The sequence below is a fragment of the Microcoleus sp. BM001215392 genome (assembly GCF_036700185.1).
Taxonomy (GTDB): domain Bacteria; phylum Cyanobacteriota; class Cyanobacteriia; order Cyanobacteriales; family Microcoleaceae; genus Microcoleus.
On the sequence record NZ_JAUBOJ010000196.1, the window covers coordinates 1 to 13,439 of the forward strand.

General features: G+C 47.6%; 12 protein-coding genes and 1 pseudogene. 4 read left to right on the plus strand and 9 right to left on the minus strand.

The annotated features are described in order from the left end of the window. Positions 1-296 precede the first annotated feature (296 nt). The gene (locus QT974_RS19945) at positions 297-2,387 is read right to left on the minus strand and encodes a ShlB/FhaC/HecB family hemolysin secretion/activation protein (RefSeq protein WP_333470165.1); all 2,091 of its coding nucleotides are present in this window, start codon (positions 2,385-2,387) and stop codon (positions 297-299) included. Positions 2,388-2,659: 272 nt separating this feature from the next. Further along, the gene (locus QT974_RS19950) at positions 2,660-3,511 is read right to left on the minus strand and encodes a DUF928 domain-containing protein (RefSeq protein WP_333470166.1); all 852 of its coding nucleotides are present in this window, start codon (positions 3,509-3,511) and stop codon (positions 2,660-2,662) included. A gap of 424 nt (positions 3,512-3,935) precedes the next feature. Between QT974_RS19950 and QT974_RS19955 the strand changes: the two genes are divergently transcribed. Further along, the gene (locus tag QT974_RS19955) at positions 3,936-5,621 is read left to right on the plus strand and encodes a transglutaminase domain-containing protein (protein ID WP_333470175.1); all 1,686 of its coding nucleotides are present in this window, start codon (positions 3,936-3,938) and stop codon (positions 5,619-5,621) included. A gap of 130 nt (positions 5,622-5,751) precedes the next feature. After that, on the plus strand, positions 5,752-5,970 hold the full coding sequence (locus QT974_RS19960; RefSeq protein ID WP_333470167.1) for a hypothetical protein: 219 nt from the start codon (positions 5,752-5,754) through the stop codon (positions 5,968-5,970). A 476-nt stretch (positions 5,971-6,446) separates the two neighbouring features. Here QT974_RS19960 and QT974_RS19965 read toward each other — a convergent pair whose 3' ends face one another. From QT974_RS19965 to QT974_RS19980, 4 genes are all read right to left on the minus strand, one after another. After that, positions 6,447-7,052, minus strand: a complete 606-nt coding sequence (locus QT974_RS19965; protein WP_333470168.1) for an anti-sigma factor family protein — start codon at positions 7,050-7,052, stop codon at positions 6,447-6,449. A gap of 142 nt (positions 7,053-7,194) precedes the next feature. Next, positions 7,195-7,854, minus strand: a complete 660-nt coding sequence (locus QT974_RS19970; RefSeq protein ID WP_333470169.1) for a sigma-70 family RNA polymerase sigma factor — start codon at positions 7,852-7,854, stop codon at positions 7,195-7,197. A 322-nt stretch (positions 7,855-8,176) separates the two neighbouring features. Further along, the gene (locus tag QT974_RS19975) at positions 8,177-8,668 is read right to left on the minus strand and encodes a molybdenum cofactor biosynthesis protein MoaE (RefSeq protein WP_333470170.1); all 492 of its coding nucleotides are present in this window, start codon (positions 8,666-8,668) and stop codon (positions 8,177-8,179) included. Positions 8,669-8,713: 45 nt separating this feature from the next. Next, on the minus strand, positions 8,714-8,941 hold the full coding sequence (locus QT974_RS19980) for a hypothetical protein (protein ID WP_333470171.1): 228 nt from the start codon (positions 8,939-8,941) through the stop codon (positions 8,714-8,716). A 334-nt stretch (positions 8,942-9,275) separates the two neighbouring features. Between QT974_RS19980 and QT974_RS19985 the strand changes: the two genes are divergently transcribed. Beyond that, positions 9,276-9,653 (plus strand): SH3 domain-containing protein, encoded by a 378-nt coding sequence (locus tag QT974_RS19985; RefSeq protein WP_333470172.1) that lies wholly within the window; start codon positions 9,276-9,278, stop codon positions 9,651-9,653. A gap of 137 nt (positions 9,654-9,790) precedes the next feature. Here QT974_RS19985 and QT974_RS19990 read toward each other — a convergent pair whose 3' ends face one another. Beyond that, the gene (locus tag QT974_RS19990) at positions 9,791-10,771 is read right to left on the minus strand and encodes an aspartate carbamoyltransferase catalytic subunit (RefSeq protein WP_333470173.1); all 981 of its coding nucleotides are present in this window, start codon (positions 10,769-10,771) and stop codon (positions 9,791-9,793) included. A 643-nt stretch (positions 10,772-11,414) separates the two neighbouring features. On the opposite strand from QT974_RS19990, the gene QT974_RS19995 reads away from it, so the two are divergent. Continuing rightward, the gene (locus QT974_RS19995; RefSeq protein ID WP_006631282.1) at positions 11,415-11,633 is read left to right on the plus strand and encodes a DUF4327 family protein; all 219 of its coding nucleotides are present in this window, start codon (positions 11,415-11,417) and stop codon (positions 11,631-11,633) included. Positions 11,634-11,699: 66 nt separating this feature from the next. On the opposite strand, the pseudogene QT974_RS20000 reads toward QT974_RS19995, so the two are convergent. Then, positions 11,700-12,198: pseudogene (locus tag QT974_RS20000) on the minus strand (RNA-guided endonuclease InsQ/TnpB family protein); the annotation flags it as partial. A 26-nt stretch (positions 12,199-12,224) separates the two neighbouring features. Continuing rightward, positions 12,225-13,379 (minus strand): RNA-guided endonuclease InsQ/TnpB family protein, encoded by a 1,155-nt coding sequence (locus QT974_RS20005; RefSeq protein ID WP_333470174.1) that lies wholly within the window; start codon positions 13,377-13,379, stop codon positions 12,225-12,227. Positions 13,380-13,439 lie beyond the last annotated feature (60 nt).

The window sequence follows — 13,439 nt, forward strand, 5'->3', positions numbered from 1 at the left end:
CCCATGCCCTATGCCCCATGCCCATGCGTACCTCATCTTTCTGAGAAAGGCTATATATTTCTGGTCGCCCAACCCACAAATTCGTAGAAACCCGGTTTCTCGACACTCGCTGTAAATCTCAGAAACTGGTTTCTGTCTATATTTCTGGTCACCCAACCCAAAAACTCAAAGATGTCAAATGGCTTTTATAGTGGGAGCTTAAGAGCTCGCGTATTCGATGCGATCGCGAGTTCTTAAGCTCGCACTGTAAAAAAATGCTTTTTCCAATCAGATGCTCTCCCCATCCCCGACTCTCGTTAAGGGGTATAAATTAGGTTGAAGTAAATGCCGTTATCTTGCAGGTTGTCGCCTTTATCGCTAATTTTTATCAACCCAAAAGCGTAATCTAGACGCAGATTCACCCGCTGTATAGGTTCCCAAATGACGCCCAAACCCAAACCTGCTAAAAATGTTTGATTAGTTAATTTATTGGGATTGTTGGCAACGTTCCACACCGTACCCGTATCAAAAAAAGGAGCTAATTGAAGTCTGGGATTTCCCGCCGCATCGCGCTGCAAAGTAATCCGATCCTCGATAGAAACTCGGAAGCCGTTATCGCCAGAACGGACATTTTGGCGGTAGCCGCGCAAAGATTGTCCGCCGCCAATTACAAATTGCTGCGAAGGTAACAAGCTATTAGCTGACAACTGCAAGTCTGACTGCAAAATTAATAAATGTTTTTCATTCAATCGCTGTACTCGCTGCACTTGACCCAGCCAACTCAAAAACATTCCGTCAGGGACAGAACCTTCGTTTTGAGTAGCATCAAACAAGCTAGTGCCGATCGTGAATTGCGATCGCACGGCCCAAGCACCTTGGGGATCGCGCCGAATGTAGTCCTGTCCCAGCTTAATCGCAGTCGTAGTCGTGACACCATTGGAGTCAGGGCCCGAGCCGAATGGAGTCGGTATGCCGCCGACAAAAGTTCTGCTCGTTTGATAAGTAAGACCGGCAGATAAGGCAAATTCTTCGATCGGCGTTCTCCGCAGCGGCTGGCGGTAACTAACTTCAAATAAATGCGATTTCCCGGAAATGTCAAAAGTGTTAAAAGGTGCTTGTACGATACTGTTGCGGTTCGGGCCCGCCCTCAATTGCAAAGTGCCGTTCATCGCATTTAGCGGGATGCGATAGCTGAAATCGAAGACATCTGAATCGCCGAGCGATCGATAATAAGCACCCGCAAGTTCGTCGCCATTTCCTGTGACATTCCGGTGGCGCAAACTAACTCCCAATCTTTCAGAACCGACACTCGGAGGCGAGTAATTGTCAATGCTGAAACTAGATTGAAACGGATTAGCTTCCGTGACTCTGACAATCAGAATGCTCTCGCCTTCACGATCTCCAGCCCGCAGGCTGGCTTCTACATTGTCAAATAAAGGATCGACTCGCAGCAGCCGGAGTTGGTCTTCTAACGAAGCTGTGCTTAAAGGCATTCCGGCACCAAGTCGAATCCGGCTGCGGATGTAACTTGGATGCAATCTTTTTGTTCCTTCTACCTGAATGTCGCCCAGCTTGCCTTCGATCACTTGAATTTGGACTACCCCTGCGGTGATAGTTTGGGGCGGTAAGACGGCTCTGGTAGTGATGTAACCGCGATTGAGGTAAATTTCGGTAATTTTGTCGGCAATTTGTTTGAGCTGTTCTAGGGTGGCAGAACGACCCTCAAACGGCTTGACTAAGGCATTAATTTCGTCAGGGCTTAAGATTGTGCTGCCAAATACTTGAATTTTCTGCACCTCAACTACTGCATTCGGCAGCGTCTCGGGAACTGGCGAGGCGGGTTGGGGCGGTATATTTGGCGCCGCTTGGGGAGGTTCTGTCGAAGGCTGGGGGGCAGGTTGCAGAAATCGATCGCGATTTGGATCGGGTTGAGTCGGGGGCGGCGGCAGGTTGGGGGGCAGTCGATCGCGATTGGGATCTGGTTGAGTCCGTGAGGGCGGCTCGTTTCGGGGGGGCGAGGGTGAGTTTTGGGCTAAAATACTGCACTGTAGCTGGTTGTGACATTGTGGTTCGCTGTCAACCTGATGGTTTTGGGCAGCAGAGAGATTCTCACCGCAATCGGTTTGATTAATTGTCAAGCACAAATTGGGTTGATTCGCGATCGGGTTGTTTTCGGTAAAATCGGGGAGTTGATTTAAGTTTGTTACACTTTTTTCATCCTGCTTGTTCTCTAGTTTTTGCAGTGCTAATACTGGGTTCGCCCCAGTTGGTTCACCGTCAGCGGCGGCCAACTCAGAAATATCGTTTGTTTGGGATCTAGCTTGAGTGGCATAAAAACAGGCGAACCCGATTGCAGTTAGAAGTGAAATCCCCAGCCTAAATATTGCAATATTTGCACTCGGGCGCATAATTAATAATTTGTGTAAAATTAAGTTGGTTTGCTGCTTGACTATGCCAGTTTACCATTTAGTATTGGGCGCAATTTGACCACAAAAATTTCGGGAGTCCGGCTTTTGGGAACCAAGCCAGCTCTCCCTGCTAGTTAAGACAAAAATTTTAATCGATCGAGCCAGAGCCACCCAAAAACCTGCAACGCCACAAAAATCCTCAAAAATCCTCTGCTGCGGTGCCAAATACCTGCTCGCAACGCCAATTTTAGATACTTGCTGCTGGAGTCCAATTATTTTTGGGTTATGGGTGTTAACTCGCTGGGGACTAATGGTGCTTGGGAGATTTTTCCCAGTTCGACTGAACTCAACATTTCTGACCACTTGCTCGCCAAACTCGTATCGCTGGGAGACTCCACGCGCAATTGAGCTAGAGTTGCCAGGTACTCGTACCACAGACCTTGTTGCGCAAAGATGCTGAGCATAACGCGACGGTCGGGCGATCGATCCAACTCTGTTTTCACGGTTGGGGCGAGTGCGGTGCGGTTGATCCACCCAGAAACGAGAACTTCATCTCTATAGTTTTTAGCGCTGCATTTGATAGTAAAGTACCATTGATAGTTTTTTCCAACTTCCAGGGCTGGCGAGTTGCCGTCGGAACCGAGGCTGACGCTAACGACACCTGCACGGCTAGTTACCATCCGAAAACTTTTTTTGTATAGTGTTTTGTCCCTTTCGTCTGCTAACTCAAACTGAACTGTTTTGTCGATGGCGGCGGGAAGGTAGTAGAAAAATGTCGGTTTTGCTGATATCGTTTGCCCCATAGTTGATTGGGGAATCAATGCCGTTGTGGCAGAGGGGCATTCTAAGCCGCGGGTGCCTCCCCCTTCCCGCCTTCCGGGTACTCCCTGCTCTGGGGGTTGAAAGTTATTCCATGCAGCTCCTGATTGTTCGCTGCTAGGTCTGCTTCCGCTGAGTCCGGGGGGGTGAACAGCTTGCCTGTTGAGGGCTGCCTGCGGTGGATGGGGGCGGTGGACGCTGTTTTTGGGGCTGTTGAGAGCTTCTGCTGGTATTAACAAACCACCTACGACAACTGCCTCTATTAAGCAAATGGTACCGATGTTTAGAGCAGACTTCCAAGCCATGACGAACCTGCCTTGTGATGAACGTAGGAACTCGATCGCACGTTTTTATTCTACCCAAGGTTTTGACAGATATAGTAATCTGTTGTACTTAATTTCTATCTTCAGGCAGATACGATTACTTTAGCTGCTCTGACCAATATGGAATTCTGTGTAGCGTTTATCAGTGGTAGCTTAGTAGTTATACTTACTTGCATTCACGGCACCAGTTTGGGTTGAGCTTATCAAACCAAACTTTGACAAAGACTAATATTCCGGTTTTTTTAAGTCTCACCAGAGCCTACAACGAATTATTTTCGTCAAAAAAACCCGGTTGATGCGTCAGTCTTGGAGAGCGGGAACCTCAGCAATTTTGCTGGGAACTTCAAGCGATCGGCTACAAGTTACAACATCAGGTTTTCTGTACAATACTGGCAATAAATTTAGCATGAATCTCGATTCACCAGTTCTCTCAGACAAACAGCCTTCGAGGCAGCAGATGGTCAGACCGATCGGAGTCTACGCACTGCACGGCATTGCTTTTTTGGGAAATAGGTTGTTCGCTGTCGATCGCACCGAAGGGCTGCTATTGGAGATCGATCCCAAAACCGACAACACTACTGTTTTAAATCCTCATCAAACGGCTAAGTTTGCAGGCGCAACCGGGCTGGCTATTTCCGAAGATACTCTCTGGTTTTCGCGGGATGAAGATATTTGTTGCTGTCCGGGGGCAATTAGAGACGGAGAACTCGCTGAACTAAAACCGGAACATTTTGTTTCGCTTTCTTATCCGGCTGATGGGATGGCAGTTTGGAAATCTACGCTTTACGTGACTTGCCAGAGATTAGGCTATATTCTGGTTTTTGACTTGAAAACTGGTCGAGAAATTACTCGTTTTTACGCTCCCGGAATAGGAATAGAAAATATCACAGTCCGGGATGAGGAACTTTGGGTTTGTGACAAAACAGAGCAAACTGTCTACTGTTTGGAACGGGCAACAGGGGAAATTAAATATAGCGTTTTGACTCCCTTTGAGTGGCCTTCGGGTTTGGCTTTTCACAAGGATTCGGAGACCGGAGAAGAAGTTCTGTACGTGGCTTATGCCGGAGAAGAACTTTATATCCGCGATGACCCGAATTCGGAAGATCCTTTTCAGTTGACCAAGCGCGATCTTACTTTCATTCACCCTTTATATTTTCACTACAATGAGACGGAACGCTACGCTCTGTCAAACGGTTTTTTGATAGAAATGTCTTATGTGGAGGAACTGTCTCCTCTGGATGAGGTAGAAATCGAAAATTTGGAGTGGCGGATTGCTTTACCTTCGGAAACTCACCGACAAAAAGTCAGGAAAATTACGCCGATCGGAATGCCTTTTACAGAAGAAATTCAGGAAGGCGAACGGGTGGCGGTGTTTAAATTCGATCGCCTCCAAAAGGGGGAACGGCGAATTTTTGGCTGGAAGGCTTTGTTGGAAGTTCGCTCGATTAAGTATCAGTTGTCACCTCGGGATGTCGAAAAGATTCCGCAACTGTCGGCGGAGTTTGCAGCTAAGTATTTGGTAGACAATGATAATCTGGCGATGGATACGGAAATTGTGCGATCGGCTGCTGTGGCTGCCATTGGCTCAGAAACTAATATTCTGAGACAGTTACTGAGCATTCGCAACTTTGTTTACGACCAACTTTCTTACGGGATTAGACCTCACATTGATACTCCCGATATTGTACTGCGCCGCAACATCGGTTCTTGTGGCGAGTACGTGGGGGTATTGTTGGCTTTGGCTAGACTGAACGGAATTGCTTGCCGCACGATCGGGCGGTACAAGTGTCCGGCTTTTGCAGACAGAAAAAATTTGCCGCTGGAGCCGGATTTCAATCACGTTTGGCTGGAATTTTACATTCCCGGTTTTGGCTGGGTGCCGATGGAATCTAATCCTGACGACATTCAAGACAGAGGCCCTTATCCTTTGCGGTTTTTTATGGGCTTGGCTTGGTATCATGTAGAAATTGGCAAGGGAGTGCGGTTTCAAAGTCTCACAAGTGGGGGTCTTCCTTTGAAGAAGGAGGATGTTTCCGTGGGAAGTTTGGCAATTAATCATGTCCGGTTTACTATTTTAGAAGAGTTGCCCTAAGCAACAAGGAAGATGGAAGAACGAGAATTTTTATCCTCTGGGACTCTCCCAATCACAGAACACGTCCAGTACAATAATCGCAATCGGGTTCGATCGTTCCGATGGCAAATTCTCTGCTTCTTCTGAGGACTTGCCTTCGGAACGATCCGAGCCATTTGATTGCGGTTGTGCGATCGCCGAGCGTCTCAATTTAAATTTTGTCGGAGGGGTTGTGGAATTTTCTATTGCTAATTTTCTGGTTTTGGTAGCCTTTGTACTGTTGGTGACAGTGACTGGCGGTGTGGCTTATTTGACAGCCGTTGAGTGGCGCGATCGCAGGCGCTTAGATCGGGTTCAACGGAAAAAATAGTAGCTATTTGCTATTGACAAATTACCTTTTTTATGATGTAGAACAAGGCGACTCAACCGTGGCGCCTTGTTTTGTGATTGGGGCATCTCCGGCTTTGTAAAAAGCCTTTTTTTTGATTGACTGCGATCGTTTCAATAGCTTCTAGGCCGAGCTAAACCAATACTATTGAATTAAGACAGCCTGGGTAAAACACTATGAAAAATAGATCCGGAGATTGCTTTCATCTCATATCCAGTCGATTACCATCACAAAAATCGATCGCACGTGCGGTTAATCGAGCGGACACGAGCTCATCTCACCGCGCTTCCAAGAGCATTCCTGTCTGCGGACAAACCGTAACAATCGCGGATTGTGCAATAAGTATATTTTCAGCCGGGACATTGTTAAAGAATCTATCCATTCGCCAACTGGCGAACATAGCAAAAAGCCCCCGTTATTTCGGGAGCTTAAGAACTTGCGGCAAAAAACAGAGATTTCTATTGCACTTTAGGGAATGACTTGTGAGGGCTTGCGACAGCAGCTTTGGGAATATCCATCACAGGCGCATTCACCCCAAGCATCAAATCATTGGGATTGACAATCTCCACCACAGGCTCGTTCAAAGCCACAATTAAACGGTCAGATTCAGCAGTCTCGGGCGATCGAGCAAACTCAGGAGCAAAGAAGTGACGCCCGCCAGCGACACCAGACACCACCGCAACCAACAAAGCTGCGATCGCACCTCCACCAAAAACCCAAGTTTGTTTCGACTTGCGTTCCACCCGCCGCAAAACCTTCGCCGCCAAATCCTGTGCAGATTGTTGCGAAGCCGGCACCGGCATTGACGCAAAGCCCTGCTGCATCATCATCAGCCGCGAGTACAAACGCTTTGTAGTGGGGTCATTTGTCAGCCATTCCTCAACTTGCCGGCGTTCTGCGGCCGTCACTTCGCCGTCGATGTAAGCACTGAGCAATTCAAAACGATCGCGCATCATAGTAGTTACATTGCCTTGGGGAGAATCGTGGTGAGTTTGATGTTGGGCGAGCGAATCCCCGAGACCTTGCTGATTCTGATTGTTATCCGACTCAAAGTTATAATTCATATTTCACATCACTTACTCAAATTAGGGGAAGCACCGCTCGTTATTACGATAATTTACTGCTTATTTATATTGTAAAATAGAAGCTTTGACATCACAGCAAACTTCATCAAATCTTCTCGATCCTGCTCTCAAATCACTGTTGCTAATTGCCGTCGAGATATTTTTGCAATTGCAACTGTAGTCTTTGGCGGGCTCTGGCAATTCTCGACTTGACCGTTCCCAGAGAAACTCCGGTCATTTCTGCTATTTCCTCATAGGCTAAACCTTCAATTTCTCTGAGCACAATTGTCGTGCGGAATACTTCTGGCAAATCAGAGATTGCCACTCGCAACTGGTCGTAAAACTCTCTAGTAGTCAAATCTTCGTCTGGCCCGGGACTGTCGGCCGCAATTTCCCAGTCAATCTCCCCGTCTTCGAGAGCATGAGGTACGTCTAGCGACAGCGGAGTTCGCACCCGCTTGCGCTTGCGCAACTCATCGTAAAACAAATTAGTGGCAATGCGGCTCAGCCAGCCCCGAAATTTCACCGGCTCTTGCAAGCGGTTAATATTGCGGTAAACTCGAATCCAGACTTCCTGAGCCAAATCAGCTCGGTCTTGCCAGTCAGGAGCCAAGTGATAGAGAACCCTGTCTACGTGGGACTGATAGCGTTTCAACAGTTCTGCAAAGACAGTACCCTCAGGTCGATTGCCTTCCTGACACCGCAACACTAAGTCATAATTAGATAGTTTTTCGGCTGGCAATTGCACTCTTTGAACGGTCGCCACAACCGCAGACCAGGACAGGGAAATAAAGTCACTCATGGGTGGAATTGGCTCGTGTAACATTCCACAATTTTTGACGCTGCCGACTCGCCATCGGTTCCCGCACTTGGAAACCGCGATCGTCGGCTCCTCTAATCATACAGTTAATCACCCCGCCGAAAAACCGATATCACCCCAGGGCTAGAGTCGTGGAGAACCAAATTTTAGACCCAATGACCGACTTTCTTCGACTGCACGAAAGGCTGGATCGAAGGCAAGTGCTAACTTGACAAGTCGCGAGGGGGCAAAACTCGCGCTGAAACTCCTCAATTCCTCGGCAGCGCAGAGTAAATCTCAAGTCCCAAATCGACAGACTGCTGACTTAATGCCCCACAACTTCGCACGCTCCAATACTAACCCAACTGCTAGAACCGTCTGCCCAATGTTCTTTTTTCCAAATCGGTACATTGTGTTTGAGCGTATCTATGGCGTACTGGCAAGCTGCAAAGGCTGAACCCCGGTGAGGACAGCCCACAGCCACGATGACGCTGATTTCCCCCACCCGCAAATGTCCGACGCGGTGATGAATCGCCACGCGATTGACATCGACCCACTGGCGGCGGATTTCTGTAGCGATTTGCTGGAATACTCGCACAGCCATCGGTTCGTAGGCTTGATATTCTAGGGAAACTACAGCTTGACCGTCTGTTTGGTTGCGGACTGTACCGCTCATCAATACCACAGCTCCGTTAGCTGGGTCGTCTGCCAAAGTATAGATTTCCTCTAATGACAAAGGTGCTAGTGTAATCGCGAAGCTGTCTGATTCATGGCGTTGAGGAATTGTGCCGATCGAGAGTGCAGAAACAGAGTTCATTGCGAAACAAGTGGTGTTGGAGAACTCGATCGATCTTGACACAAATCAACTGGCACGCGCCGATCTGATATCTCGCTCAGTCATACACAAATCTCTATCTTTAGCAATATGCCGATCGCCCCTAAGTGATATACCACTTCGGTAAGGTGCAATATAATTCGCCGGAACCAAATCAACAACGCGGTTAAAGATCAGCAGCCGGCTCGGGCGATCGGCATATAGCCGATCGGAGTGTAGCAAATCAAAAAGCAACTGAACTAAAACAAGTGTCATTCCCCAATCTCCCTTGCAATCTCCACCCGCAAATAACTGCTGCATTCCCTGTTTCAGGACACAGTTAAGTTTGATTTTTCCATCCTAATTATCCAGGAAGCTCAAATTTTTACCAAGCGATGTAAACTTTATTTTTTTTTTTGTTCCGGAAAGCTACTTCAATGACATGATGTACTTGTGCAGGATTCAGCCCCATGGGCAAATACTTGAGAAAAGCAACACGCTAACCCCGGGTTCTGGCTTTTCTGAGATATAAGTTAATGGTTTGGGTTGTCAATCGAGGTTTTGACCTCAGCCTGCACCAAAAAATGTTAACAACAATCACGAGGAAACTATGGAAGCACTAGCATTGAGCCACTCTTTTGTTGCTTATGAATCTCCAGAATCCGAGCTCCAACTGGAATTGAAAATTCCTAAATCGGCAGTGATAGGCGTTGCAGGTATGGCAGTAGCCCTGTCAGTTCTGAGTGTCAGTGGCGAAGCCCAAGCAAGTTGCCACTACAAGCGCTGCGGCGGCGGTCACCACCGTAGCAGCTATAGCGAAGTTGCCACCAACGGCGGCCGACTGAATATCCGCCACAGGCCGAATGGCTGTTCTCATGTCATCGGTAAGTTGTATGACGGAGACAATGTGGCATTGAGCGGTCGCTACAGACACGGCTGGGCGCAACTCAAAGGTGGCGGTTGGGTGTCTACTGCGTGGCTCGACTAATTCTTAACTAGAACAATTTACATTTCTAGAAAGAGTTTTAATCGTTACCAAGCCCAGCTTGGTAACGATTGTTTTAAAGAGGCGTTTGATGCTGAAAATCATCGAAGATCCGAAATTAATCACCCACAGCTAACAACCTAAACTTTACCGCCGCCGATCAGATACAGTAAGGCCATCCGCACCGCTACGCCGCTGGTAACTTGCTGAGAAATCAGGCTAAATTGGGGGTCGTCCATCAAATCCGAGCTAATTTCTACGCCGCGGTTAACCGGGCCTGGGTGCAACACCTTCACATCCGGCTTGCAGAGTTTCAGCCGATCGCGCGTCACCCCATACAAAGAATGGTACTCTCGTAAACTCGGCAGCAAATGCTGGCTCATCCGTTCCTTTTGCAGCCGCAAAGTCATCACAAAATCAGCATCGGCCAAAGCAGGTTCAAGCTGCCAGTGCAAAAATAACTTACCTTGACTAACATCGCCGCACTCAGCAAACAACAGCGGCAGCAAAGTCGGCGGCCCGGCCAAATGCACCTCGGCCCCGGAAGCTGTCAGACTCCAAATATTAGACCGAGCCACCCGGGAATGCAAGATATCCCCGACCACAGCAATTTTTTTGCCCGCTAAAAGTTCCAGGCGGGGACGCTCGGGATCTAACAGAGAACAGATAGTAAATAAGTCTAGCAAACCTTGGGACGGGTGTTCGTGCTGGCCGTCTCCAGCATTGAGAACGCTGACTCTCGAACCCAAGCGGTCGAGGGACGAAGCAATGGTGCTGGGAACTCCGGCTTGTTCGTGGCGGATCACCATCAAATCTGTTCCCATCGCCAGATAAGTCTTAGCCGTATCGAGAATCGTCTCCCCCTTGGTCAGAGAAGAACTTCCGGGTGTAAAATTTAGGGTATCCGCCGACAGCCGCTTCGCCGCCAACTCAAAACTGTTGCGAGTCCGGGTAGAAGGTTCAAAAAACAAATTCGCCACCACTTGACCCTGCAACGCAGGTACTTTCTTGGTGCGGCGACCGAGTACCTCCCGAAAACTCGCTGCGGTTTGCAGCACCGTGTCGTATTCGTCGGAAGTAAAATCAGCCAGAGTGAGAATGTGTCGCCTTTTCCAAGTCATACAATTTTAAATTTGAGATTTGAGATGAGACTGAATGATTATGGATGATCCGTTGGCCACTAATCTGCTGTACCCCAGAAGGGGGAGCAGAGAATGTTCGAGCATCGACAGTCGCGGAGGTTGCGACCAACAGTATCCAACAAATTTTTACCACCTTTGCGGTTAATAGAGCTATAATTAGTTGGTGTAGCTCAGACAACACTCAAACAGCGAACCCAGCCTAAAAGCTGAAAAAAGTGCGGTTTAGACTCCCGAAAGCAGAAATGAAGCTTTCGCCAGCGATCGAATAGTAGTTGCAGTTTCACCCAAACCAGCCTTGTCAAAAAATCAGTTTTTGACCGCGATGTTATCTGCCACTGTGTGGAAAAAATCGAGGTAGGAAATCTCCCACCGCCGATCGATCGCTCCACAGCATATCGTGTGACATTTTAAAGATGATTAATTCTTTGAAGTCGGTCTTGACTCTTCAGTCCTACTTATAGGCCCTTGTCAAAACGAACTGTGTTAAGATACAAGTTGAATATGTAGCTTCCCGACAAAAATCTACACGTATCTTGGCGAGACTGTTCTTGGCGAAACTGCGGTAAAAAGTAAGAGCTGGGAAGTGGTAATTACACAAGATTTAAACAATTCAAGAGGTATTATGAGCCAGCAGGTTATACAGCCGATGGTTAAGTTCCAGCGTCAGGTGCATTCTCTCGTCACGTCTGACATTATCAAGCCGACAGACAGCATTTGGAAAATAGCTCTGCTTTACGGCGACGAATGGCCTTACTGGAAACAGCAACTCCTAGAGTTTGATTTTTCTATGCAAGACCCCGTAAGTGAGTTGATAGCTGTAGAAGCTTGGGACGAGGAATAACCGCAGAGACTCAGGACTTCGGTATGGGGAAGAAATGAATCGGGCGATCGGCTGGGAGTGTGTGAACTACCCACCGTCAAGCGGAGTACCGCTATGACGGGGGCTTCTCCCGACCACATCCACCGCCACCACAGTAGTAGACACGGGAGGCCATACTGTTTTGGTCTTACATAGCCTTGGCTGAGCAATAACGCTGGTTCCCAACGTCAACAAGCGCAAGCCTTCATTTTTGATATTTATCGCCGCGTTGATGTCTCTGTCGTGTCGATTGCCGCAATGGACACAATCAAATTCACGTACCGACAGAGACATATGAGGCAGTGGTTTCAAAGTGTCAGAGCAAAGATGAGTAGATGCAAAAAATCGACCTATTTCTAAATACACTTTGCCTACCATTTCAGCTTTGTACTTGAGCATGGTACAAAACATTCCCCAGCCAGCATCAGATATCGCTTTAGCTAGGCAATGGTTTTTAACCATGTTTCTCACTGCCAGATTTTCTACCACTATGACGAAAGTTTTCGTCTACTATCTTGCGCGATAGTTTATGTAGAAAATCTTCACGGACTGCTTCGTAAAACTTACCCAAACTTAACTAAAGCCATCTTTAGCTACAATTTCGAGTTCACTTCCTGCGCTATTGAGTGGTCGGCCATCCCAAGGTAAGCAAGCTATCCCCCTGGCTGCCGAGGGTTCCCAATTCAAAATATTTAAACTAGCATTCAAATCGCGGTCGAGCGACAAGCCACAAGCAGGACAATCGTAAGTCCGAATGCTTAGTGGCATATCTTTTTTCTGCCCGCAATTGGCACAAATCTTAGAACTGGGAAACCATCGATCTACCAGGACTAAGCTCGCTCCATACATTTTGCATTTATACTCTAACTGTCGCCTGAATTCGTAAAAACCTAAGTCGGATATTGCCCCAGACAGCTTGTGATTTGCCAGCATTCCGCTGACATTCAAGTCTTCAATCTTAATTCGCCAGAAAGTCTGGGCTAAGTAAGTCGTCAACTTGTGAAGGAAGTCTTTACGAATGCAGGCTATCCGCGCGTGAATTTTGCGGATTTTGTCGTAGGTTTTGCGTTGGTTGTTAGAACCTTTCACCTGCCTTGATGCTTGGCGCTGTAACCGTGCCAGCTTGGTTTTCGCTTGTTTTAGGGGTAGGAGCGCATCAAACACTTGATTGTTTGACAGGGTGGCGAAGGATTTGACACCTATGTCAATTCCTACAGAACTTTCTCTTTGTCGCATCGGTAAACGTTGGGCATCAACACAGAAAGAGACGAACCAGCGATTTCCTTCTTTTGAGAGCGTGAAAGTCTGAGAAACCAAACTGCATGAGAGTGGCTCGTGCAATCGGAACGTTCCAAGTGTGGGAATTTTAATAGTCCTGCCGACACTTAACAAAACTTTGCCGTTTGACGAATCAACCGTGAATGATTGACCGTCACGGCGGCTGACAAATTTTGGATGACCGGCTTTCCCCAAACGATATCTCGCAAACGCATGACTCAAGTCAATCAAAGCGTTTTGGTAAACACGAGAAGACAACTGATTCATCCAAGCACATTCAGGTTGTTTCTTGACGTAGTTAGTGAGAACTTTCTTGACTTCGTTGATGACCTTTGAGTCGGAAAACTCACCTGCACCGTACATTTGGACTCGCAGGCTCAAACCCATGTTAAATACCACGCGCCGAAATCCTGCGTGTTTTGCCATCAAGGTCGCTTCTTGATTATTCAATTTGAGGTTCTTCCTTACTTACTATGCTAAATCAATAGTTAAAGCCGTTAAATCAACTTA